Below are 20,945 nucleotides of genomic sequence, written 5' to 3' on the forward strand. Positions count from 1 at the left end.
TTTCGGATCAGACTGCCGATTTCAATGCATCGGCCAAATCAGTGCGTTCCCAGCTAAAACCGCCGTCCGCATCCGGCTCGCGCCCAAAATGGCCATAGGCTGCAGTACGCTGATAGATCGGCTTGTTCAGCTGCAGATGCTCGCGAATCCCCCGCGGGGTCAGATCCATCACCTTGCCAACTGCGTTTTCGATTGCGGCATCCGCAACCTGACCAGTGCCGTGGGTATCAGCATAGATCGACAGTGGCTTGGACACGCCAATCGCATAACTCAATTGAATGGTGCAACGCTCGGCCATACCAGCCGCGACAACGTTCTTAGCCAGATAGCGCGCAGCATAAGCCGCAGAACGGTCTACCTTGGTCGGGTCTTTGCCGGAGAATGCACCGCCACCATGCGGGGCGGCACCGCCATAGGTATCCACGATGATTTTACGTCCAGTCAGGCCCGCATCGCCGTCAGGGCCACCAATCACGAACTTTCCGGTCGGGTTGACGTGCCATTCGGTTTCAGCCGACAGCCATCCTTCGGGCAGGGTTTCCGCAATATAGGGCTCAACGATCCGGCGGATATCATCCGAGGTCAGCGCCTCATCCAGATGCTGAGTTGACAACACGATTGAACTGACGCCAACCGGCTTTCCATCGCGATAGATCACCGACAATTGCGATTTGGCATCAGGGCCCAGCACGGGTTCGGCGCCATTCTTACGCACCTCGGCCAGGCGACGTAGGATTGCATGCGAATACTGGATCGGGGCTGGCATCAGCGCAGGCGTCTCGGTCGTCGCGTAACCGAACATGATGCCTTGGTCACCGGCGCCTTCGTCCTTGCTGCCAGAAGCATCAACACCTTGTGCAATATGAGCGGATTGCTCGTGCAGCAGGTTTGTCACCTCAACGGTTTCGTGGTGGAACTTATCCTGCTCATAGCCGATGTCCTTGATACAGGCGCGCGCAATCTCGTCGATGCGGCCCATATAGTCATGCAGTTTTTCCTGATCAGACAGACCTACTTCGCCACCGATCACCACACGGTCGGTCGTGGCAAAGGTTTCGCACGCCACGCGCGCTTCGGGTTCTTCATTCAAAAAAACGTCAAGGACGGCATCGGAAATCCGGTCACAAACCTTATCCGGGTGCCCTTCGGATACGGATTCCGAAGTGAAAGTATAGTTCTGTCGGGACATGAAAGTGCTCCATTAAGATTTCCCCATCACGCCAGGAAGCCGTTGTGACAGGCATTCGGGGGATACGCCGACCGAAACGCAGGGTCAATCGGTAATTAAGCGTTCTCTGGTCGGGTAAGACGCCAAAGCAGCCCAAACAGAACAGATAAAAAGACAAAAAAAGGAAGATCACCGACCTTGGAGTACACAGTCGGGGCCAGCGGCGCAGGCAGCTTGGCGTCGATGAACCCGGCCTGCCCGAGGGGCAATGACTTGGCAATCCGTCCCAGCGGGTCGATCATCGCCGACACCCCTGTGTTGGCCGAGCGCATCATCGGCAGCCCCTGCTCAATTGCGCGCATTTGCGCCTGAACCAGATGTTGATATGGCCCTGACCTGGTTCCGAACCATGCATCGTTAGTGATCTGCAAAAGGAAGTCCGCGCGCCCGGGCGCAGACAAAACATCCTGAGTAAACACGGCTTCGTAGCAGATCAGCGGCAGCGCTTGGCCCAGCTCGCCCGCGTCCATCAGCGCAGCCCCCGGCCCCGCGCTAAACCCATGGCCTGCCGTGGTGGCCATGCCGTGAATACCGAATTTTGCCATCAGATTTCCGAACGGCACATATTCTCCGAACGGCGCAAGGTGATGCTTGTCATACAGCCCTTCTTGCTGACCTTGCTGATCCAGATAGATCATAGAGTTGTAGATTTGCGGGCCGTCTCCCCGTTGAATACCAAGGAAAACCGGCGTGCCCTGCGCTGCATCCGCGATTACGTCCAGATAGGACTGTGCGCTTCCCAACCATTCAGGGACCGACGTTTCGGGCCACACGATCAGGTCTGGTCGTGGCTGTGCTGCAGTGAATTCAACCTGCCGGGCAAAAAACAGTGGCGCATAGTTGCGATCCCATTTTTGATGTTGGGGCGCGTTGGGCTGGATTAGCCGAACCACATGGTCGGTCTTCGTTACGGCAGGGCGTGTCGTTGCATAACCCGCTGCCAGAATGGCGGTACCAGCCGTCAAGCCAAGCGGAAACGCAAATCCACCGCGCTGCGTCAGGGCTACGCCCAGAGGCAATGTTGCCAAAAGCGTCAGCGCGCCCAGCCCATACGGACCAATTAAGGACAAAAGCTGCGAAACTGGCGTGTCGATCCAAACCTGCGCAATACCCGCCCAGGGAAACCCTGTCAGGACATAACCGCGAGCGATTTCCGCCAAAGATACAGTCACAGCCAGGAAAACCGCCTGCGCAACGACACTGCCGCCCGGTCGCCTTGCCAGCCAAAAGGCCAGCGCCCAGAACAAGGCTAACCCGCCCGCCATGAACACCAGCGCAAAAGGCGCCATCCACGCGTGACGCGCGGCGTCGACAAAAAACGGCTCGATGATCCAGCTAAGGCCATGCGCGAAATACCCGGTGGCAAAAGCCCAGCCAACCCAAGCTGCCCGACCCCGCGTTTCAGTCGACAGAAACAGTGGCGCCAACAGAACCAAGGCAACCAGGGTTGCGCCCCATAGACCAAACGGTGCCAGCCCAAATGCCGCCAGCGCACCCAGAAGGGCTGCCAGCACCAACCGTAGCCCAAAAGGCCAACCCTGTGCAGGATTCATCCAACAAGATCCGGAAGCATGACACGCAATCGCTTGATTCTGCGCGGGTCCGCATCAATCACCTCGAACTCGGGGCCCTCTGGATGCAAAACAACCTCGCCCCGAGCAGGCACCCGGCCCGACAACATGAAGACCAGGCCGCCCAGTGTGTCGATCTCTTCCTCGTCCACATCCTCGTGGCTGGTCAAAGAACGACCGATCTCGGCTTCGAACTCTTCCAGCGGAACGCGAGCCTGCACGATGTAACAGCCGGATTTTTCCTGAACCCACAGCTGATCTTCATCCGCATCGTGTTCATCAGCAATTTCTCCGACGACCTGTTCGATCAAATCCTCAATTGTCACCAAGCCGTCGACACCGCCATACTCGTCAATCACCAGCGCCATGTGACGGCGTTCGGTCTGCATCTTGGTCATCAGAACACCAATCGGCATCGAAGGTGGCACGAAAAGCAAAGTCCGCAGCATCGAGACAAGGTCAAACTCGGTGGACCCACCATTGAACCCATGGGTCAGGGCGAAATCCTTGAGGTGAACAAACCCCAGCGGCGTATCCAGAGTACCTTCGTAAACCGGTATGCGCGACAGCCCGCTGTCGCGGAACACCTGCGCCAGTTCGTCTTTCGTAATTGTCGAAGGGACAGAAATGATCTCAGCGGTCGGAATCGCCACATCCTCAACGCGCATCCGTCGCAGGTTGATCATGCCACGAGGTTGCACCTTGTCGACCTCAAGCCCATTGGCCTCGTGAACCTCATCCTCGCTGGGTGGCGAGAACGCATCCACTATTCGAGAGAAAAATCCGGCTTTCTCATTTTCACCGCCGTTCTTCGGTTGCGCGCCTTGCGCCGCCCTAGAACTGCCGTCTGTATCGCCCATAGTCCTGTTCCAAATAATCGGCCGAAATGGCCCGTCTACACATTATATGGGTCATCAATACCCATTTTGCCAAGTATAGCGACCTCAGCCGCCTCCATCAAAGTGGCGTCGGGGTCACGAATGTGATCGTATCCCAGCAAATGCAACGTTCCGTGAATGATCAAATGCGTGACATGATCATCCATGGATTTCCCAGCTTCTTCCGCCTCACGGGCGCAGGTGTCGTAAGCAATTGCAATATCACCCAGCGTGATTTCGCCGGTAAAGTCGGGTTCGGGCTCAACCGGAACCACCCCCGGCTGGTCGGCAGCCAGATCTTCGGCTGGCCAGCTGAGCACGTTGGTCGGCGTGGATTTTTCCCGAAATTCGGCATTCAGCTCGGCGATTCGCGCATCATCGCAGGCCAGCAGGCTGATCTCACACAGGTCAGCGTCCAGATCGCAATGATCCAGAACCGCCTGAATAGCCCGCTTAGCCAAAGGCTCAAGCCCCTGCCAGCGCGCATCTTCGATTGTCAGTTCAAGGTTCATGTCACCACGCCCAAAGCCTGCGGCCCCGGACGTTCACCCCGTCTCGCGACCCGAGTCGGCCTCATACGCTTCGATAATGGCGGCGACAAGCGGATGTCGCACCACATCCTTTGAAGTGAAATAATTGAAGCTGATATTCGGGATCGTCTTCAAAAGGCGTTCTGCATCCGCCAGACCCGATTGCACGCCGCGCGGCAGGTCGACCTGCGACCGGTCACCGGTGATCACCATGCGGCTTCCCTCGCCCAGACGGGTCAGGAACATCTTCATCTGCATTGTCGTGGCGTTCTGCGCCTCATCCAGCACCACAAACGCATTGGCCAACGTCCGCCCGCGCATGAAGGCCAACGGTGCAATTTCGATTCGCTTTTCCTCGATCAGCTTGGCAAGCTGTTTGCCGGGCAAAAAGTCGTTCAGCGCATCATAGAGCGGCTGCATATACGGATCGACCTTGTCTTTCATGTCGCCGGGCAGATAACCCAGCTTTTCCCCGGCCTCGACCGCCGGGCGGCTGAGGATGATCCTGTCTACATGCCCACCGATAAACATCGACACGCCTACGGCTACGGCGAGATAGGTCTTACCCGTGCCTGCCGGTCCGATTCCAAAAGCCAGTTCATTATTGAACAATGACTGAACATACGCCTTTTGCGCGTCGGTGCGCGGCTCAACCAGCTTTTTACGGGTTTTGATCTCGACCGTGCCGCCCTTGAACATCTCAAGCTGGTCACCATCACGACTGCCGGTTCCCTGTTCCGATCCGCCCATCCGCAATTCGCGGTCCACGTCGGCCGCTTCGACGTCGCGGCCACCTTCCAAACGAGCATAGAGGGCCTCTAACACCTCCATCGCCTGTTTTTGAGCGTCTTCATCGCCCATGACGACCAACTGGTTGCCACGTCGAACAATCTGGACGGACAACTTTTGTTCGATATCGGTCAGGTTGCGGTCATACTCGCCGCACAGATCAATCAACAACCGGTTGTCAGGGAATTCAACAAACGCCTCGCGTTGGGGCATGTCATCTTGCGGTGGGGTAAGGGCACCGATGGCCAATCCGTTCTCCTGTCTTGGCGTTTCACCCCGAGCGTAGACAACAAATCTTGGTGGGCGCAAGCCACAGATTCAAAATTTCATCAATGGATGGTAAAACCGCCGACGCAGGACACGCCCCCGCAGAAATCCGCGCCATCAAAATGTATAGTTCAATCCGAATCTCAGGCTGCGGTAACGAGGTGTGGATTTCGTCGAGAACCCATTGTCGAACTCGACTGTGCGCGAGTTGAATTGCACGTATTCATACTCACCCGTGATCGACCAATCCTCATTCAAGCGGTGCTCCACACCGATACTGGCCGAATAACCGCCCCGTGTGTCATTTTCTTCAAAGGGTTGCACTGCAGTTCCCAAAGCCAGGCTGCTTGTCGTTTTGACATCGCCTTGCACATAGCCGAGGGAAATAAAATACAGGGTTGAACCACTTTTGTTGGTTAGGCCATTGCGAAACCGTATCGAAAGAACGTCCGAAACCTCGGACCCACCAGTCACCGTGACACCGCCGATAACGGTCGAGACGTCATCATCAATCGTACCAGTGTCATAGCCCAATTCAATTCCGTAAACATAATCTCGCCCACCCACGGCAGGCAAAACACCGCGCCAGCCGCCCCGAATGCCGACGTAGCCCCCTTTTAGGTCCAGTTCACCAATTTCAAACAAATCCGCCGGGGTCCGAAGCCCGAATCGGTCCGAGCCGCCCGAGGCATGCCCCCCGCTAAGACCCAGATAAAATGCGCTTACGTCACTGCCAAACCGTTTTGGGCTGATGACCGGGGGTTCGGTCACGCTCTGTTCCAGATTGCCTGCAACCGTTGCGCTGGAACAAAAGGAAAGTACCAGAGCCGCCGCAAAAGCAAGTTGACTGTTCAATCCAATGTAACGCGCCAGTAACTGCACTCGTAACCTCCATCGTGCCAGGCCGGAAATACGGTCAGCACACCCCTGAACCTTAAGGAACGTACAATTCCTGCACCCGAAAAACCTGAGCTTTGTCGGACCATATTTACCGATGATAAATCAAGGATTAATAATGGGGAAAATGCAGCCTAGGTTCTCAAAACAGCACGTGCCGGCAGGATCAGATCAATGCCCCAGCCAACGAGTTCGCCCCTGAATCCGTGATTAATACCTCTCGCAAGTCACCCACTTCGACATTGGCATCGGATACGTGAACCGAATGTAAATACTCGGATTTTCCGACCATCTGACCCGGCAAACGACCGGCTTTTTCGAACAGAACGCGGACCTTGCGGCCAACCATCGAATCCTGAATTTCCCTTTGATGCTGCGTGATTAACGCCTGCAGACGCTGAAGACGTTCGTCCGCTGCCGCAGGATCAACCTGCGGGCGTTCTGCCGCCGGGGTTCCCGGACGTGTCGAGTATTTAAAGGAATAGGCGTACCCGTATTTGACCTGTTCAACCAAATCCAGCGTGGCTTGAAAGTCCTCCTCGGTTTCTTCAGGAAAACCAACGATGAAGTCGCCAGACATCACGATATCGTGACGCGCAGCGCGGATACGCTCGATCAGCCGCAGATAGCTTTCGGCGGTGTGGCTGCGGTTCATCCGCTTGAGGATACGGTCAGATCCGGACTGCACCGGCAGGTGCAGGTAAGGCATCAGCTTTTCGCAGGTTCCGTGCGCCTCGATCAAATCGTCGGCCATGTCATTGGGGTGCGAAGTGGTAAAGCGGATACGCTCCAGCCCGTCGACCTTGTTCAACTCCCAGATCAGACCGGCCAGCGTCATATCTCCGTTCGCGCCTGCGCCGTGATAGGCGTTGACGTTCTGCCCCAGCAGAGTGATCTCGCGCACGCCGCGTTCAACCAGATCATGGGCTTCGCGGATAATGCGATCCGCCGGGCGACTGACTTCGGCACCACGGGTATAGGGCACCACGCAGAAGGCACAGAATTTGTCGCAGCCTTCCTGCACTGTCAGAAACGCTGTCGGGCCGCGCTTGGCCTTAGGGCGATTCTTTAACTTTTCGAACTTGTCTTCCTCGGGGAAATCCGTGTCCAGCGCCTTGGCGCCGGTGCGTGTCTTTGCCTCCATCTCGGGGAGGCGGTGATAGCTTTGCGGCCCGACCACCAGATCGACCAGAGGCTGGCGGCGCATGATCTCTTCGCCCTCGGCCTGTGCCACGCAGCCTGCCACGCCAATCTTCAGATCGGGTTTTTCTGCCTTAAGGCCCTTGAAGCGGCCAAGCTCGGAATAGACCTTTTCGGCAGCCTTTTCCCGGATATGGCAGGTGTTGAGCAAAATCATATCCGCGTCATCAGGGCTTTTGGTTTCAACATAGCCCTGCCCACCCAGCGTCTCGGACATACGTTCGCTGTCATAGACGTTCATCTGGCAACCATAGGTTTTGATGTACAGCTTTTTGGGTTCTGACATGGGTATGGCCTTTGCATTCGCGGGATCGGCGTCATCTATACTCTACGAACGCCGCTTGCAATGCCGAGGCGGATACCCGATTTTGACCGCAGATTCCAGCCAAGTGGAACCGGACAGGCAATGCAATACGACTCTCTCGACGATTTCCTGAGTTCAGGTAAATCCGCCCTGGCCAAAGGCCCGGTCGCACTGATCTTTGCCGAGGACACGGTCGAAATCGATAGCACCATCCGGCACCACCTTCATCTGGGGTTCAAATCCGTGATCGCATTCATGCCGCAGGAATTCGCGCTGGACCTCGAGTTGTCCGAACGCATCCATCGCGTCACCCTGACCTGCGTGCCCAGCAAAGTGGTTTTCGACACCATCAACAAGATCATAAAGGCTGCTCCGGGTCTCTGGATGTATTACTGTTACAACGCAGAGTACCTGTTCTTCCCGTTTTGCGAGACACGCTCCGTGGGCGAATTGCTGGCCTTCCACACCGAAGAGCGGCGTGACGCAATGCTGAGCCACGTGGTCGACCTGTATGCGGACGACCTGAACACCTATCCGAATGGCGTCGCCCCCGATCGCGCCATGCTGGACAGCACGGGATACTACGCCCACACCCGTCACGACGCCGAAGGTCATCCGATCGAGCGGCAGTTGGACATGTCCGGTGGTTTGCGCTGGCGGTTCGAGGATCACATCCCATACGAGCGCCGCCGCATTGACCGGATCGCCCTGTTCAAGTCCGGAAAGGGCCTGGAACTGCGGCCCGATCACACCTTTGATGAGCCGGAATACAACACCTATTCCTGCCCCTGGCATCACAACATGACCGCCGCCATATGTTCATTCCGGGCAGCCAAGGCGTTGAAAAGCAACGCCGGATCCACATTCGACATCCCGACATTCTGCTGGAGCAACTCGGTGCCGTTTCAATGGACGTCCAGCCAATTGCTCGATCTGGGGCTGATCGAACCGGGCCAGTGGTTCTGATTCGATCCTAGCGCTGCAGCAACACAGGGAACCAGTCTTCGCGCAAACGCTGACCGGACGTCATGTCATGGCCGGGGAACGGGGGGGACGTGCGGCCCGGACGCTCGACATAGCGCGCATCGTCCCCCACTAAACGCAATGAAAACGCCCGGCGACGGCTGTCGGACTGGTTGCCTCGCGCGCCGTGCAGGGTGCGATAGTTGAACGCCACTGCATCGCCCGGCTCCATTTCAAATTCCACAACTCTCATGCCTTCGGCATCCGGGTCCGGAACGGGGATGTATTGACCTTCATCGGGGAAGAACCCCTCTTCCGAGACCCAGCGGGTCGGCAATACCTCTTTTTCCCATCGGTGCGATCCGGCCACACACCGCAACGTTGCCTGCTTGACCGGGTCCAGCGGCGACCAAAAGCTAATCGTCTGATCTCCTTCGACAAAATAATATGGCCCGTCTTGATGCCACGGGGTTGCCATCGACGTGCCCGGTTCCTTGACCAGAACGTGGTCGTGGAACATCTGCACGGTTTTTGACTGCATGAGGTCCGCTGCGACCTCGGCCGCCGGAGAGTTTTCGATCACATCCCGAAACTGGTCAATTCGCGACCAGTTGCAGTAATCGTCAAAGAACAGGCCAGTCTCACCCTGTTTCCTGTTTTCCGAGGCGTACGGTCCAGGCTCGGCCATATTCGCGGCCACTCCGTCACGCAGGGTTTCAACGTGATCGGCGAACAATCCCTTGATCAGGACAACGCCATCCTGCTGATAGGTTTCGATCATCTCATGCGTGACCAAAGGATGGGTCATAATTACCTCCGCGCCATGTGTTTGGGTGATCTGCACATGGGAAATCCCCTTGTTCAAGTCATAACTTTAAAAGATACACTTAACTTCATGTTATATATCTCCCTCCGTCAGTATGAATATGTCTGCGCCATCGGGCGATACGGCAGCCTGTCCTCTGCTGCGCAGCACCTGAATGTTTCACAACCAGCCCTTTCAAACGCGCTGACGCGAGTCGAAGAACAACTGGGCCATCCCCTGTTTGCCCGCAGGCGTGGTGCCGCGATGGCGCTTACCCCGCAGGGGCGCAGCTTTATCGAAGAAGCCGAAACGCTACTGGCCAAGGCTGCCCGTTTGGAAAATGCCGCTGAAACAGGCGCGGGCAAAGCAAGGTTGCGGCTGGGCTGCTTTGTCGATCTGGCCCCGTTTATGCTCGCGCGCTCCCTTCGGCTTTTGCGCGCTGAACTGCCGGATGTGGCAGTGTCCTACAGGGTCGACAATTTCGAAGGATTGATCTCTGGCCTGATCGATGGCCGGATAGATATGGCGCTGACTTATGGGATGAGCATGGATGCGAGTTTTTCCAAGCAAACACTGTTCAGCAGTTCCCCGCATGCCCTTGTGTCACCAGAGCACCCTTTGGCCAAGAAACCGCAGGTTTCGTTGCGGGATCTCGCGGCCCACCCGCTTATCCTGTCAGAAGAGGGGCTATCAGCCCAGCATGTGCTGGGCTTGTTCCGTCGGATCGGGGAAAGCCCGACAGTCGCGCACCGGGCAGCCTCGTTGGAAATTCAGCGCAGCCTTGCGGCGCATGGTGAAGGGATCGCGATCAGTTATGCCAACCCTCCCGCGAAAATCAGCTATGACGGAATACCTTTGGTAAGCCTGCCAGTATCCGACTCGTTTGCCGCTGAACCCGTGGTCTTGGCACGACATGGTACGGGGCCGACGGATGCACAAATTGCAGTCGCGGAAAACGCATTACTCAGTTTCAGGACTTGAAGTTACTTCTTCCGAAGGCGGATCACGACGTCAACCGACGCAATCTCGACCCCTTCGGGTGCGTCCGGCAGTCGTTGAATCACCAACTGGTCCGAAGGCGCGTCGCTTAGACGGCTCTCATCTTCCCAGAAGAAATGGGGATGATCATGCGTGTTGGTATCGAAATAGCTTTTCGAGCCGTCCACGGTGATTTCCTGAAGAACACCTGCTTCGCAGAATGCGCGCAAAGTATTGTAAACAGTCGCTAAAGAAACGGCATCACCGTTGTTCTTAGCCGATTCAAACAGGCTTTCGGCGGTCACATGCCGATGGCGGCCATCACCGACCAACAGCTCAGCCAAAGCCAGGCGTTGACGCGTCGGACGCAATCCTGCGTCGACCAACCAATTTGTGGCTATGCTATGGCTCTGAGGCGTCATGGAACCGATACCCGTTCGTTACTGACCTATATATAAGTGCCATGGCGGGGTAATTTCAAATGAAATTCATTCGCAAAGAATGCACTGAACACAACATGATGTGGGCGAGCGCTCTTGCAGGACCTTGCATACGGGTGCTAGGTGAGGCCAGATAAGACGAACGAACACTTGGCAGGAGAGGCGGCAGAATGGCCCAATTCCCGAGCAGCTTTGACAAGGACGATCTGCTGAAATGCGCCCGCGGCGAGTTATTCGGCCCCGGCAACGCGCAGCTACCTGCTCCGCCGATGCTGATGATGGATCGCATCACCGAGATTTCGGAAGATGGCGGCGCGCACGGCAAAGGCCATGTTCTTGCCGAATTCGACATCACCCCGGACCTGTGGTTCTTTGACTGCCATTTCCCCGGCAACCCGATCATGCCGGGCTGTCTGGGGCTGGACGGCTTGTGGCAGTTGACCGGTTTCAATTTGGGCTGGCGCGGCTGGCAAGGGCGCGGCATGGCTGTAGGCGTAGGTGAGGTCAAGCTGACCGGCATGGTGCGCCCGGACCGCAAGATGCTGACTTACAAAATTGATTTCAAAAAGGCGATTCAAACCCGCCGCCTGACCATGGGTGTGGCGGACGGAATCGTCGAAGCGGACGGCGAAATGATTTACGATGTCAAAGACATGAAAGTCGTTCTGTCCGAAGCCTGAGCCTGACTGGCCCGAAATAAGGAGCACGCACATGCGTCGAGTAGTTGTCACCGGTTTGGGGGTTGTCTCCTCCATCGGGAACAATGCCGAAGAGGTTCTGGCCTCTCTCAAGGCTGGCAAGTCCGGCATCGAAGCCAACGAACAGATGGTTGAACATGGATTTCGCAGCCAGATCGCCGGATCGCTGAAGATTGACGTATCCGAGCATGTGGACAAGCGCACCCTGCGGTTTATGGGTCCCGGCGCGGCCTATGCCCATATCGCCATGGCGCAGGCTATTGCCGATTCCGGCCTGACCGAAGATCAGGTTGTCAATCCACGCACCGGCCTGGTTGCCGGATCAGGGGGGCCGTCGACCAGCGCCATGCTGACGGCGCATCAGACTGTGTTGAAGAATGGTGCGACCAAGCGGATCGGTCCTTTTGCAGTGCCAAAATGCATGTGTTCGACGATATCTGCCAACCTTGCAACTGCGTTCAAGATTAAGGGCATCAACTATTCGATCACCTCGGCCTGCTCGACTTCGCTGCATTGCATCGGCAACGCGGCAGAGCAGATCATGATGGGTAAGCAGGACGTGATGTTCGCCGGCGGTGGCGAGGAACTGGACTGGACCCTGTCCTGCCTGTTCGACGCGATGGGCGCGATGTCCTCGAAATACAATGACACGCCCGAGAAAGCCTCGCGCGCGTTTGATCAGGACCGCGACGGCTTCGTGATCTCGGGCGGCGGCGGTATCGTCGTGCTTGAGGATCTGGAGCACGCGCTGGCCCGTGGTGCCAAGATTTATGCCGAAGTAACCGGCTTTGCCGCCACCTCTGACGGGCATGATATGGTTGCACCTTCCGGCGAAGGTGGCGAGCGCGCGATGCGTCTGGCCTTGGCAACATTGCCCGAGGGCCGCAAGGTCGATTACATCAACGCCCACGGCACCTCGACCCCGGTCGGTGATGTGGGTGAGGTCGAAGCCGTCCGCCGCATCTTTGGCGAGGGCAACGTGCCGCCAATTTCCTCGACCAAGTCGATGACAGGGCACGCTCAGGGCGCGGCTGGCGCGTTGGAAGCGATCTTCTGCCTGCTGATGCTGGACAATGACTTTATTACTCCGTCGATCAACGTCGACACACTCTCCGAAGGCATCATGCCCGGTGAAATTGCTACTCAAGTAGTTGAAAACGCAGGTCTGGACAGTGTCATGACCAACAGCTTCGGCTTTGGCGGCACCAACGGCTCCATGATTCTGTCAAAGTATAACGGGTGAAAATGATGTCGGATCTTCTTAAGGGCAAACGCGGCCTGATCATGGGCGTGGCGAATGACCGGTCGATTGCATGGGGCATTTCCAAGGCTATGCATGAGGCTGGCGCAGAACTGGCCTTTACCTATCAAGGTGAGGCATTCGGCAAACGGCTTGAGCCTTTGGCCCAGAGCCTAGGCAGCGATTTCATGGTGGACGCAGATGTTACCGACGACGCCTCGCTGGACCGCGCGTTCAACGAACTGGGCGAACGCTGGCCGAGCATCGACTTCGTTGTTCACGCGATTGCCTATTCGGACAAGTCCGAATTGACAGGCCGGTTCCTGAATACCACCCGCGCCAATTTCAAGCATTCCATGGATGTCTCGGCCTATTCCTTTATCGAGGTCGCGCGCCGCGCTTATCCGTTGATGAAAGACAATGGCGGCTCACTGATCACGCTAACCTATCAGGGTTCAAACCGCGTCGTACCGAACTACAACGTGATGGGCGTTGCCAAGGCCGCGTTGGAATCAGCTACGCGCTATTTGGCCAACGATCTGGGCCCTGACGGTATCCGCGTGAACGCAATTTCTCCCGGCCCGATGAAAACACTCGCCGGGGCAGCCATCGGTGGTGCGCGCAAAACATACAAATTCTGCGATCAGAACGCCCCGATGCGTTCGAACGCGACGCTGGAAGCGGTCGGTGGCACTGCTGTTTACCTGACTTCGGACGCCGGAGCCTGCACCACGGGCGAAATTATCAAGGTGGACGGCGGATTCCACGTCCTTGGGATGCCTCAACCCGATCACATGTGACCTGATCTTTCCCTGCCCGTGCCAAGATTTGACCATCTTTCACGGGCACGGATAGCTGCATGAGCAAAGCAGAACAAATCATTGCCAACAACACGCGGGTTTCACGAAGCAAGCAGGGCTTTCTGGGTCAACGAGGCCGAATAGCCCTATTGGCCCTGATCGCGCTGCTCATGCTGTTTGTGTACTTCACTCAGCCAGATGTACGTGCAACATTTGCTTCTTGGACCAGCCTGCTTTCAGGCTGATCCTACATTCTGTTACAGAGCGGTCAGTTGATTGAGACAACTTCAATGTCGAAAATCAAATCCTGCCCCGCCAGCGGGTGGTTGGCGTCCAGAGTCACTGTGGCCTCATCCACCTCGACCACTGTCACGGGCAAAGCTTGCCCGTCGGGCGTCTGCATCTGTAGCTGCGTACCAAGATCAAGCGGGATGTCATCTGGGATACCCTCGCGCGGAATTTGTTGTCGCATTGCAGGGTTGATGGGGCCATAGGCGTCGACGCAAGCGATCTCAACGCGTTTTTTCTCACCCACCGTCAGGCCCGGCATCGCTGTATCGAGGCCAGGGATGATGTGACCTGACCCAACCTCGAATTCCAGCGGATCGCGCCCTTCGGAGCTGTCGAACACGTTGCCATCCAACAGCGTTCCTTTGTAGTGGATGCGAACCGTGTCGCCTTGTTTGATCTCGGTCATGGGTGGCCTCCGGCCGTTAGGAAATTGAGCGCCCAAACCTAGGGGCTAACACGGTATTGTAAACCCTTCCCCCCTTTTGCGGCTGCAACTCTTGTGCCAACCTGCGCCCGACTAAGGGAGACGACGTGATGCCAATCACCACCTGCGTATTCGACGCCTATGGCACGCTGTTCGATGTGGCCGCTGCCGCGCGGCAGGCCGCAGCCGAACCCGGTTTCGAGAAGTTACAGCAGAAATGGCCGGAACTGGCCAATCACTGGCGGCTGAAGCAGCTGCAATACACCTGGTTGCGCGCAATCACCGATGCCCATGCTGATTTCTGGGATGTGACTCAGGACGGGTTGGACTGGGCGCTTGAGGCATCGGAGCTTGAAGGAAACCCGCAACTGCGCCAGCGCCTACTGGATCTGTATTGGGAGCTTCAGGCCTACCCGGAGGTCCCTCAAATGCTGGTTGACCTGAAGGCCGGAGGACTGAAGACCGCAATTCTATCCAACGGATCGCGTCCGATGCTGGATGGCGCTGTGCAATCGGCAGGAATTGGCGACGTGCTGGACGACGTGCTGTCGGTCGAAAGCGTTGGCGTCTTCAAACCGCATTCCAGCGTTTACGATCTGGTGCAACAGCGTTTCGGTGGCAATCGAGACGAGGTACTGTTTGTCAGTTCCAACGGATGGGATGCAGCGGGCGCCAGCGGGTACGGCTTTGTAACCGCGTGGGTTAATCGGGCTGGCGAGCCCATGGACCGCTTGCCATGGAAGCCCGCGCATGTTCTGTCCGACCTGACGACGATCCCTCAACTGGCCGGACTTGAATGACTTTTTTCACCACCTCCGATGATAAGCGCATTTATTACACAGACACAGGGTCCGGGATTCCTCTGCTGTGCCTTGCGGGGCTGACCCGTTGCAGCCAGGATTTCTCGCACCTCGCGCCGCATGTCACCGATCTACGGATGATCACGATGGATTACCGGGGGCGTGGAAAATCGGATCATGACCCTGACTACATGAACTACAACGTCCTTCGCGAATCCCACGACGTGATCGAATTGCTGGATCATCTCGGGCTGGACCGCGTGGTAGTTCTGGGCACTTCGCGCGGTGGTCTGATCGTTATGGCGCTGGCCGCCAGCCACCCTGATCGGTTGGCTGGCGTAATCCTGAATGATGTTGGCCCGGTGATCGAACCTGCGGGTATCGCCAAGATCATGGACTATGTCGGCAAACCTCCAATGTCGGCCACGTATGATGACGCAGCTCTGGCTATGCAAAACACAATGCAGCATCAGTTCCCCGACGTGTCGTTAGAGCGGTGGCGGCAGCAGGTGGAAATCCAGTACGAGCAAACCGATGAAGGTCTGGCGCTTCGTTATGATCCGGCCCTGCGCACGGCGCTGTTGGATCAGGCTGCGGCAGGCGCGACGCCGGATCTATGGATGTTCTTCGAAGTCCTGCGGGACATTCCCACCGGCGTTATTCGCGGTGCGAACTCAGACGTTCTCGGCAAGGACACGCTGATCGAAATGCACAAACGCCACCCCGGCCTTATATCGGCAGAAATACCGGATCGCGGCCATGTGCCATTTCTGGACGAGCCGCAGTCATTGGACCTGATCCGCAAAGTATTGGACACCGCATGAGCACACTGGGCATGATCGAAGCCGCCGCCGAACGGCTGCGGGGCCACGTTCGGGAAACGCCGCTTCTGACCTCTCCATTTTTGGATGAGTTGGCAGGGCGGCGCGTGCTGGTGAAACCGGAATGCCTGCAACACACCGGCAGCTTCAAATTCCGAGGCGCGTGGTCTGCGATTTCCGCCCTTAACGAGGCAGACCGAAAACATGGCGTGATCGCGTTTTCCTCAGGCAATCACGCACAAGGCGTGGCCTATGCCGCCGCGCAGCACGGGATTTCGTCGGTAATCGTGATGCCTTCGGACGCGCCCCAGTTGAAGATCAACAACACCCGCGCGCTGGGGGCCGAGGTCGTACTGTATGACCGCGCCAATGAAAGCCGGGAAGAGATCGGCGAGGCGCTGGCAACTGAGCGTGGTCTGACCCTGATCCGCCCCTATGATGAGCCGCAGGTGATTGCCGGTCAGGGTACGACTGGGCTGGAGATCGCCCGGCAGGCCACTGCTTTGGCAGTGGAAAAGGCGGATGTTCTGGTCTGCTGCGGCGGCGGCGGGCTGACCTCGGGGATTGCATTGGCGCTTGAGGACCACGCGCCCGGCCTGCGTGCGCGCCCATGTGAGCCCGAAGGCTTCGATGACGTCAAACGATCCCTGGCCACGGGCGAAATACAGAACAACAACGCCGCCTCGGGCAATATTTGCGACGCGATCCTGACACCGCAACCGGGGCAAATCACGTTTCCAATCCTGAAACGCCTATGTGGTCCGGGCTTGTCTGTTACCGAAGAAGAAGCGATGCGTGCTATGGCACTAGCGTTTCTGCGTCTGAAAATCGTGTTGGAGCCGGGCGGAGCAGTGTCTCTGGCCTCAGCCCTATTCCGAAAAGATGAAATTGAAGGTGACGCGGTAATCGTTGTGGCGTCGGGGGGGAATGCAGATCCCGAAGTCTTTGGAAAAGCACTGGAATTCCTGACCTGACATAAATCAAGAGTTGGGCCATTTTGACACCGTAACGTATGACCACAGGGGATTGAGTCATGCAGATTGCAGATTTTGGAGACGTGCAGCTACACTATCGTGTTGATGGTGACCCAAACGGCGCGCCGATTGTGTTTGCCAACTCACTTGGCACCGATCTGCGCTTATGGGATGCGATGCTGACCCATCTTCCCTCGGGCCTTCGGATTATCCGCTATGACAAGCGCGGGCATGGCCTTTCGTCGCAACCTCCTGCGCCCTATTCCATGGGTGCCCTGGTTCGCGATGCCGAGGCTCTGCTGGACCACCTGGAAGTACGAGATTGCGTCTTTGTCGGCCTGTCTATTGGCGGGTTGATTGCGCAGGGGCTGGCGGTAAAGCGAATGGATCAGGTCCGCGCGCTGGTCCTGTCCAATACTGCCGCCAAGATTGGCATCCCCTCAATCTGGCAAGATCGGATGGACGCGGTACGGCGGGGCGGTATCGAAGCGCTGGCCGACGCGACAATGGAGCGTTGGTTCTCGAAAAAGTTCCAAGCTTCACTGGATCATCTTCTGTGGCGCAACATGATGGTGCGGCAGCCTGTTGACGGATATCTGGGCTGCTGCGCCGCCATCTCGGGCACGGATTTCTACACCCCGACCAGCGGTCTGCGCCTGCCCACACTGGGTATTGCAGGCAGCGAGGACGGCTCGACCCCGCCCGATCTGGTGCGTGAAACGATCGAACTGATCCCCGGTTCCAAATTCGAACTGATGCGCAGGGCCGGTCATTTACCGTGTGTCGAACAACCGGCGGAATACGCAGCCCTGCTGCGCGGTTTTTTGACCGAAATCGGACATATTTGAAGGAGCGGACCCGTGGCAGATTTTCTGTTGATTCATGGTTCCTGTCACGGTGCCTGGTGTTGGCGAGATTTGATCCCTGCGCTTCAGGCGTTGGGTCACTCGGCGCGCGCTGTAGATTTGCCCAGCCACGGTGCAGACCCGACACCCATAGCAAATGTCACTTTGGATGGCTGCCGCGATGCGGTTTTGTCGGCCTGCACACCTGAAACCATAGTGGTCGGTCATTCCTGGGGCGGCTACCCAATCAGCGCTGCCGCCGAGGCCGCTCCGAGCGCGATGCGCGCCCTGATCTATCTATGCGCCTATGTTCCGCAAGACGGATTATCGATGGTTGAAATGCGCAAGCGCGCACCCCGCCAATTGATCGTCGATGCGGTCGAAAAATCGACAGACGGCCTGTCGTATACGGTCAAACCCGATATGGTGCAGGACCTGTTTTACCACGACTGCCCCCCTGAAACCGTGCCTTACGCCTTTGCGCGACTCTGCCCCCAGGCCATCGCTCCGCAGGACACTCCTCTGCCCCTGTCCGACAAATTCGCCCGTGTTCCCAAAGCCTATATCCGCGCGACAGATGACCATACGATCCCAACGGAATACGAAGAACAGATGAGCCATGTTGCCCCCGAAGATTTGCGGGCGACGATCAACAGCTCTCATTCCCCGTTCTTCGCCCAGCCCCGCCTTCTGGCTGAAATTCTCGACGACTTGGAACAAAAATTACCGAAGACATAACCCGACGCAACAGACGCTTCACACGTGAACCAAGCGTGATAGGGTCCGGGTGAAACTCACGAACGGTTCCCATGCGCCTACCCTTTCTCTTTGTTCTCGGAACAGTCATGATCGACGCGATGGGCATCGGTCTGGTTCTGCCCATCATGCCGGAATTGATTGTCGAGGTTCAGGGCGGCACGCTAGCCGACGCGGCAATCTGGGGCGGTGTTCTGAGCACCGCCTTTGCGGCTATGCAGTTCGTCTTTGGCCCGATCTTGGGCAATCTCTCAGATGCCTATGGAAGGCGCGCGGTTCTGCTGGTGTCACTGTTCGTCATGTCATTGGATTACGTGGTAATGGCAATTGCAGGCAGCATTTGGTTGCTGCTGGCCGGGCGCATTGTGGGCGGCATCACCGCTGCCACGCATGCCACGGCGGCGGCGTTTATGGCGGATGTCTCCAAACCCCACGAAAAAGCCGCAAATTTCGGCCTGCTTGGGGCGGCCTTTGGTGTGGGTTTCGTGCTGGGTCCGGTCATTGGAGGATTGCTAAGCGAATACGGCACCCGCGCACCATTCTGGGCAGCGGCCGGCCTGTCGGCCTTGACCTGTCTGGCTGGCTTACTGGTGATGCCTGAAACTGTTACCGACAAAAACCGCAGGGCCTTCAGCCTGCGTCGCGCCAATCCAGTGAACTCACTGCGCGCCATTGCATCCCTTCCGGGCATCCGCCCGATGCTGTGGGTCTATTTCCTGTATTCGGTGTCGATCTACGTCTACCCCGCGATCTGGGCTTATTTCACCACCGAGCGTTTCGGCTGGTCTCCGCAAATGATCGGTTTGTCACTGGGTGTCTACGGGATTGGCATGGCCGCAGTACAAGGCGGCCTGATCCGCCCCGCGACCCGTTTTCTGGGTGAACGGGTTACGATAATTTACGGCATGGGCTTTGAGGTCGCCAGCTTTTTACTACTGGCCTTTTTGACCAACGGGTTCATCGCACTGATGCTGATCCCGATCACCGCGCTTGGGGCGGTTGTCACCCCTGCCCTTCAGGCTTTGACCTCACGCGCAACTCCGGATTCGCAACAAGGAGAGTTGCAGGGCGTTCTCACCTCACTCCACGCGCTTTCGATGGTGATCTCTCCGCTGGTGATGACCAGCGTGTTCGCTCAATTCATAAAACCCGATGCTGCTGTATACTTGCCGGGGGCACCTTTCCTGCTTGCCTTGGTCTTGATGTGCATCGGATTTGCCCTGTTTTTGCGATCGCGCCCTGTCGTGGCGTAACTACGACACCCTGATGACGGTTTCCGTCTTGCGACATGCGTTTTCCCGCGCCACCGTGAACGAAAGGGAGTGAGGGACATATGCAAACCATCAGAGCCGCCGTTTGCCGGGCGTTCAATGAACCTCTGGTCATCGAAGATGTATTGCTTGCGCCGCCGGGCACGGGCGAGGTCGAGGTCACACTGGACGCGGTGGCGATCTGCCATTCCGACATTACCTTCGCCAGCGGTGCCTGGGGCGGGCACTTGCCAGCCGTCTACGGGCATGAAGCCGCAGGTGTAATCACCGCAACCGGTGATGCTGTCGGGAATTTCAATGTCGGCGACCCAGTCGTCGTCACATTGATCCGCGCCTGCGGGTCTTGCCCATCCTGCGCGGGCGGGAAACCCACGATCTGCGAAACGCCTTACGACACTGTTAAGGGTCCCTTACAAACAGCGGATGGCGGACCACTGGAGCAGGCGATGGCCTGCGGCGCCTTCGCGGAAAAGGTTGTCGTCAGCCATCGGCAGATCGTGAAAATTCCGGAAACTATGCCGAAAGACGTGGCCAGCCTGTTGTCCTGCGGTGTTATCACCGGGGTCGGTGCTGCTGTGAATGCCGCCAAGTTGCGGCCCGGTCAGGATGTGGTGGTGATCGGTGCCGGGGGTGTCGGGCTGAACGCCATTCAGGGTGCTCGCCTTGCTGGCGCACGCCGGATCGTGGCAGTCGACATGACCGAAGAGAAACTGGAAATCGCCAAGGAGTTCGGTGCAACGCATGGCGTGTTGGCCAGCCTCGACCGACCTTGGAAGGCCGCGTTCAAGGCGCTTGGTGGGCGTGGCGCAGACGCCGTTCTGATCACCGTCGGCGCAATCCCGGCCTATGATCAAGCTCCACGCTATCTGGGGCGGGGCGGCAAAGCGATTATGATCGGCATGCCGCATTCGGGTGATATGTCCAGGTACGAGCCGGTTGTATTGGCCGCACTGGGGCAAGGCGTAGTCGGCTCAAAAATGGGGGATGTGGTCATTCAACGCGATATTCCGTGGATGATCGACCTCTATGAACAGGGGCGGTTGAAACTGGATGAGCTGATCTCGGGCCGTTGGTCTCTGGATCAGATAAACGAGGCAATCGCGGACACCAAAACGGGATCTGCCAAACGCAACGTGATCCTGTTCAACAGAGACTGACGCCATCCAAAGCGGAGG

The 20,945-nt window shown here is 57.4% G+C and carries 23 protein-coding genes and 1 riboswitch; of the genes, 13 read left to right on the forward strand and 10 right to left on the reverse strand.

The window, feature by feature from the left end; translation table 11 throughout:
* Nucleotides 1-7 precede the first annotated feature (7 nt).
* The 7 genes from metK to miaB all read right to left on the reverse strand — a co-directional run bounded on the left by metK (nucleotide 8) and on the right by miaB (nucleotide 7,646).
* Nucleotides 8-1,189, reverse strand: coding sequence for a methionine adenosyltransferase (gene metK / locus GOW93_RS13810; RefSeq protein WP_170385232.1), 1,182 nt, complete (start codon nucleotides 1,187-1,189; stop codon nucleotides 8-10).
* A 5-nt stretch (nucleotides 1,190-1,194) separates the two neighbouring features.
* Nucleotides 1,195-1,243, reverse strand: a riboswitch (SAM-SAH riboswitch).
* A gap of 41 nt (nucleotides 1,244-1,284) precedes the next feature.
* The gene (gene lnt / locus GOW93_RS13815; protein WP_170385235.1) at nucleotides 1,285-2,781 is read right to left on the reverse strand and encodes an apolipoprotein N-acyltransferase; all 1,497 of its coding nucleotides are present in this window, start codon (nucleotides 2,779-2,781) and stop codon (nucleotides 1,285-1,287) included.
* On the reverse strand, nucleotides 2,778-3,659 hold the full coding sequence (locus GOW93_RS13820) for a hemolysin family protein (RefSeq protein ID WP_170385237.1): 882 nt from the start codon (nucleotides 3,657-3,659) through the stop codon (nucleotides 2,778-2,780). Before GOW93_RS13820 ends, lnt begins: the two co-directional genes overlap by 4 nt.
* A gap of 35 nt (nucleotides 3,660-3,694) precedes the next feature.
* Complete coding sequence (gene ybeY, locus GOW93_RS13825) at nucleotides 3,695-4,189, reverse strand: rRNA maturation RNase YbeY (RefSeq protein ID WP_170385240.1); 495 nt, start codon at nucleotides 4,187-4,189, stop codon at nucleotides 3,695-3,697.
* 33 nt (nucleotides 4,190-4,222) lie between these two features.
* The gene (locus GOW93_RS13830) at nucleotides 4,223-5,245 is read right to left on the reverse strand and encodes a PhoH family protein (protein WP_170385243.1); all 1,023 of its coding nucleotides are present in this window, start codon (nucleotides 5,243-5,245) and stop codon (nucleotides 4,223-4,225) included.
* Nucleotides 5,246-5,380: 135 nt separating this feature from the next.
* Nucleotides 5,381-6,145 carry an outer membrane protein gene (locus GOW93_RS13835; RefSeq protein ID WP_368039675.1) on the reverse strand — a complete coding sequence of 255 codons (765 nt, stop codon included), beginning with the start codon at nucleotides 6,143-6,145 and terminating at the stop codon, nucleotides 5,381-5,383.
* Nucleotides 6,146-6,326: 181 nt separating this feature from the next.
* The gene (miaB, locus tag GOW93_RS13840) at nucleotides 6,327-7,646 is read right to left on the reverse strand and encodes a tRNA (N6-isopentenyl adenosine(37)-C2)-methylthiotransferase MiaB (protein ID WP_170385247.1); all 1,320 of its coding nucleotides are present in this window, start codon (nucleotides 7,644-7,646) and stop codon (nucleotides 6,327-6,329) included.
* 120 nt (nucleotides 7,647-7,766) lie between these two features.
* Here miaB and GOW93_RS13845 point away from each other — a divergent pair, with 120 nt between their 5' ends.
* The gene (locus GOW93_RS13845; protein ID WP_170385250.1) at nucleotides 7,767-8,630 is read left to right on the forward strand and encodes a hypothetical protein; all 864 of its coding nucleotides are present in this window, start codon (nucleotides 7,767-7,769) and stop codon (nucleotides 8,628-8,630) included.
* A 7-nt stretch (nucleotides 8,631-8,637) separates the two neighbouring features.
* Here GOW93_RS13845 and GOW93_RS13850 read toward each other — a convergent pair whose 3' ends face one another.
* On the reverse strand, nucleotides 8,638-9,435 hold the full coding sequence (locus GOW93_RS13850) for a phytanoyl-CoA dioxygenase family protein (RefSeq protein ID WP_170385252.1): 798 nt from the start codon (nucleotides 9,433-9,435) through the stop codon (nucleotides 8,638-8,640).
* 87 nt (nucleotides 9,436-9,522) lie between these two features.
* On the opposite strand from GOW93_RS13850, the gene GOW93_RS13855 reads away from it, so the two are divergent.
* The gene (locus GOW93_RS13855) at nucleotides 9,523-10,413 is read left to right on the forward strand and encodes a LysR family transcriptional regulator (RefSeq protein ID WP_170385254.1); all 891 of its coding nucleotides are present in this window, start codon (nucleotides 9,523-9,525) and stop codon (nucleotides 10,411-10,413) included.
* Between the two features lie 2 nt (nucleotides 10,414-10,415).
* Here GOW93_RS13855 and irrA read toward each other — a convergent pair whose 3' ends face one another.
* Nucleotides 10,416-10,832, reverse strand: coding sequence for an iron response transcriptional regulator IrrA (irrA, locus tag GOW93_RS13860; protein ID WP_170385258.1), 417 nt, complete (start codon nucleotides 10,830-10,832; stop codon nucleotides 10,416-10,418).
* A 188-nt stretch (nucleotides 10,833-11,020) separates the two neighbouring features.
* On the opposite strand from irrA, the gene fabA reads away from it, so the two are divergent.
* Genes fabA through GOW93_RS13880 form a run of 4 tightly spaced genes read left to right on the forward strand, consistent with a single transcriptional unit; the run spans nucleotide 11,021 to nucleotide 13,833 of the window.
* On the forward strand, nucleotides 11,021-11,530 hold the full coding sequence (gene fabA, locus GOW93_RS13865) for a bifunctional 3-hydroxydecanoyl-ACP dehydratase/trans-2-decenoyl-ACP isomerase (RefSeq protein WP_170385261.1): 510 nt from the start codon (nucleotides 11,021-11,023) through the stop codon (nucleotides 11,528-11,530).
* A 31-nt stretch (nucleotides 11,531-11,561) separates the two neighbouring features.
* Nucleotides 11,562-12,791, forward strand: a complete 1,230-nt coding sequence (gene fabB / locus GOW93_RS13870) for a beta-ketoacyl-ACP synthase I (RefSeq protein ID WP_170385264.1) — start codon at nucleotides 11,562-11,564, stop codon at nucleotides 12,789-12,791.
* A gap of 5 nt (nucleotides 12,792-12,796) precedes the next feature.
* Nucleotides 12,797-13,588 (forward strand): enoyl-ACP reductase FabI, encoded by a 792-nt coding sequence (locus GOW93_RS13875; protein ID WP_170385267.1) that lies wholly within the window; start codon nucleotides 12,797-12,799, stop codon nucleotides 13,586-13,588.
* Between the two features lie 59 nt (nucleotides 13,589-13,647).
* Nucleotides 13,648-13,833: a hypothetical protein gene (locus GOW93_RS13880; protein ID WP_170385270.1), complete on the forward strand. Its 186-nt coding sequence runs from the start codon at nucleotides 13,648-13,650 to the stop codon at nucleotides 13,831-13,833.
* Nucleotides 13,834-13,856: 23 nt separating this feature from the next.
* Here the strand turns inward: GOW93_RS13880 and GOW93_RS13885 are convergent, their stop codons facing one another.
* The gene (locus GOW93_RS13885) at nucleotides 13,857-14,285 is read right to left on the reverse strand and encodes an FKBP-type peptidyl-prolyl cis-trans isomerase (protein WP_170385272.1); all 429 of its coding nucleotides are present in this window, start codon (nucleotides 14,283-14,285) and stop codon (nucleotides 13,857-13,859) included.
* A gap of 128 nt (nucleotides 14,286-14,413) precedes the next feature.
* On the opposite strand from GOW93_RS13885, the gene GOW93_RS13890 reads away from it, so the two are divergent.
* From GOW93_RS13890 to GOW93_RS13920, 7 genes are all read left to right on the forward strand, one after another.
* Nucleotides 14,414-15,103: a haloacid dehalogenase type II gene (locus GOW93_RS13890; RefSeq protein WP_170385275.1), complete on the forward strand. Its 690-nt coding sequence runs from the start codon at nucleotides 14,414-14,416 to the stop codon at nucleotides 15,101-15,103.
* Nucleotides 15,100-15,927 carry an alpha/beta fold hydrolase gene (locus GOW93_RS13895; protein WP_170385278.1) on the forward strand — a complete coding sequence of 276 codons (828 nt, stop codon included), beginning with the start codon at nucleotides 15,100-15,102 and terminating at the stop codon, nucleotides 15,925-15,927. Before GOW93_RS13890 ends, GOW93_RS13895 begins: the two co-directional genes overlap by 4 nt.
* The gene (locus GOW93_RS13900; protein ID WP_170385281.1) at nucleotides 15,924-16,898 is read left to right on the forward strand and encodes a threonine ammonia-lyase; all 975 of its coding nucleotides are present in this window, start codon (nucleotides 15,924-15,926) and stop codon (nucleotides 16,896-16,898) included. Before GOW93_RS13895 ends, GOW93_RS13900 begins: the two co-directional genes overlap by 4 nt.
* A 59-nt stretch (nucleotides 16,899-16,957) precedes the next feature.
* Nucleotides 16,958-17,746 carry a 3-oxoadipate enol-lactonase gene (gene pcaD / locus GOW93_RS13905; protein ID WP_170385284.1) on the forward strand — a complete coding sequence of 263 codons (789 nt, stop codon included), beginning with the start codon at nucleotides 16,958-16,960 and terminating at the stop codon, nucleotides 17,744-17,746.
* Nucleotides 17,747-17,758: 12 nt separating this feature from the next.
* A complete protein-coding gene (locus GOW93_RS13910; RefSeq protein WP_170385287.1) occupies nucleotides 17,759-18,481 on the forward strand; it encodes an alpha/beta fold hydrolase in 723 nt (240 codons plus the stop codon).
* 71 nt (nucleotides 18,482-18,552) lie between these two features.
* Nucleotides 18,553-19,752, forward strand: a complete 1,200-nt coding sequence (locus tag GOW93_RS13915) for a TCR/Tet family MFS transporter (protein ID WP_170385289.1) — start codon at nucleotides 18,553-18,555, stop codon at nucleotides 19,750-19,752.
* 80 nt (nucleotides 19,753-19,832) lie between these two features.
* Entirely contained in the window at nucleotides 19,833-20,927 is a 1,095-nt protein-coding gene (locus GOW93_RS13920) for a Zn-dependent alcohol dehydrogenase (RefSeq protein WP_170385292.1), read from the forward strand.
* Nucleotides 20,928-20,945 lie beyond the last annotated feature (18 nt).

Origin of the sequence: Ruegeria atlantica (genome assembly GCF_013032455.1) — a bacterium.
GTDB classification, from domain to species: Bacteria; Pseudomonadota; Alphaproteobacteria; order Rhodobacterales; family Rhodobacteraceae; genus Ruegeria; species Ruegeria atlantica_B.

Coding starts and splice junctions, on each gene's coding strand:
- fabA (WP_170385261.1), top strand. CDS start 11,021: ATGGCCCAATTCCCGAGCAGCTTTGACAAGGACGATCTGCTGAAATGC.
- lnt (WP_170385235.1), bottom strand. CDS start 2,781: ATGAATCCTGCACAGGGTTGGCCTTTTGGGCTACGGTTGGTGCTGGCA.
- irrA (WP_170385258.1), bottom strand. CDS start 10,832: ATGACGCCTCAGAGCCATAGCATAGCCACAAATTGGTTGGTCGACGCA.
- GOW93_RS13845 (WP_170385250.1), top strand. CDS start 7,767: ATGCAATACGACTCTCTCGACGATTTCCTGAGTTCAGGTAAATCCGCC.
- GOW93_RS13850 (WP_170385252.1), bottom strand. CDS start 9,435: ATGACCCATCCTTTGGTCACGCATGAGATGATCGAAACCTATCAGCAG.
- GOW93_RS13900 (WP_170385281.1), top strand. CDS start 15,924: ATGAGCACACTGGGCATGATCGAAGCCGCCGCCGAACGGCTGCGGGGC.
- GOW93_RS13890 (WP_170385275.1), top strand. CDS start 14,414: ATGCCAATCACCACCTGCGTATTCGACGCCTATGGCACGCTGTTCGAT.
- metK (WP_170385232.1), bottom strand. CDS start 1,189: ATGTCCCGACAGAACTATACTTTCACTTCGGAATCCGTATCCGAAGGG.
- GOW93_RS13880 (WP_170385270.1), top strand. CDS start 13,648: ATGAGCAAAGCAGAACAAATCATTGCCAACAACACGCGGGTTTCACGA.
- GOW93_RS13855 (WP_170385254.1), top strand. CDS start 9,523: ATGTTATATATCTCCCTCCGTCAGTATGAATATGTCTGCGCCATCGGG.
- GOW93_RS13820 (WP_170385237.1), bottom strand. CDS start 3,659: ATGGGCGATACAGACGGCAGTTCTAGGGCGGCGCAAGGCGCGCAACCG.
- ybeY (WP_170385240.1), bottom strand. CDS start 4,189: ATGAACCTTGAACTGACAATCGAAGATGCGCGCTGGCAGGGGCTTGAG.
- miaB (WP_170385247.1), bottom strand. CDS start 7,646: ATGTCAGAACCCAAAAAGCTGTACATCAAAACCTATGGTTGCCAGATG.
- GOW93_RS13875 (WP_170385267.1), top strand. CDS start 12,797: ATGTCGGATCTTCTTAAGGGCAAACGCGGCCTGATCATGGGCGTGGCG.
- GOW93_RS13920 (WP_170385292.1), top strand. CDS start 19,833: ATGCAAACCATCAGAGCCGCCGTTTGCCGGGCGTTCAATGAACCTCTG.
- pcaD (WP_170385284.1), top strand. CDS start 16,958: ATGCAGATTGCAGATTTTGGAGACGTGCAGCTACACTATCGTGTTGAT.
- GOW93_RS13885 (WP_170385272.1), bottom strand. CDS start 14,285: ATGACCGAGATCAAACAAGGCGACACGGTTCGCATCCACTACAAAGGA.
- GOW93_RS13895 (WP_170385278.1), top strand. CDS start 15,100: ATGACTTTTTTCACCACCTCCGATGATAAGCGCATTTATTACACAGAC.
- fabB (WP_170385264.1), top strand. CDS start 11,562: ATGCGTCGAGTAGTTGTCACCGGTTTGGGGGTTGTCTCCTCCATCGGG.
- GOW93_RS13915 (WP_170385289.1), top strand. CDS start 18,553: ATGCGCCTACCCTTTCTCTTTGTTCTCGGAACAGTCATGATCGACGCG.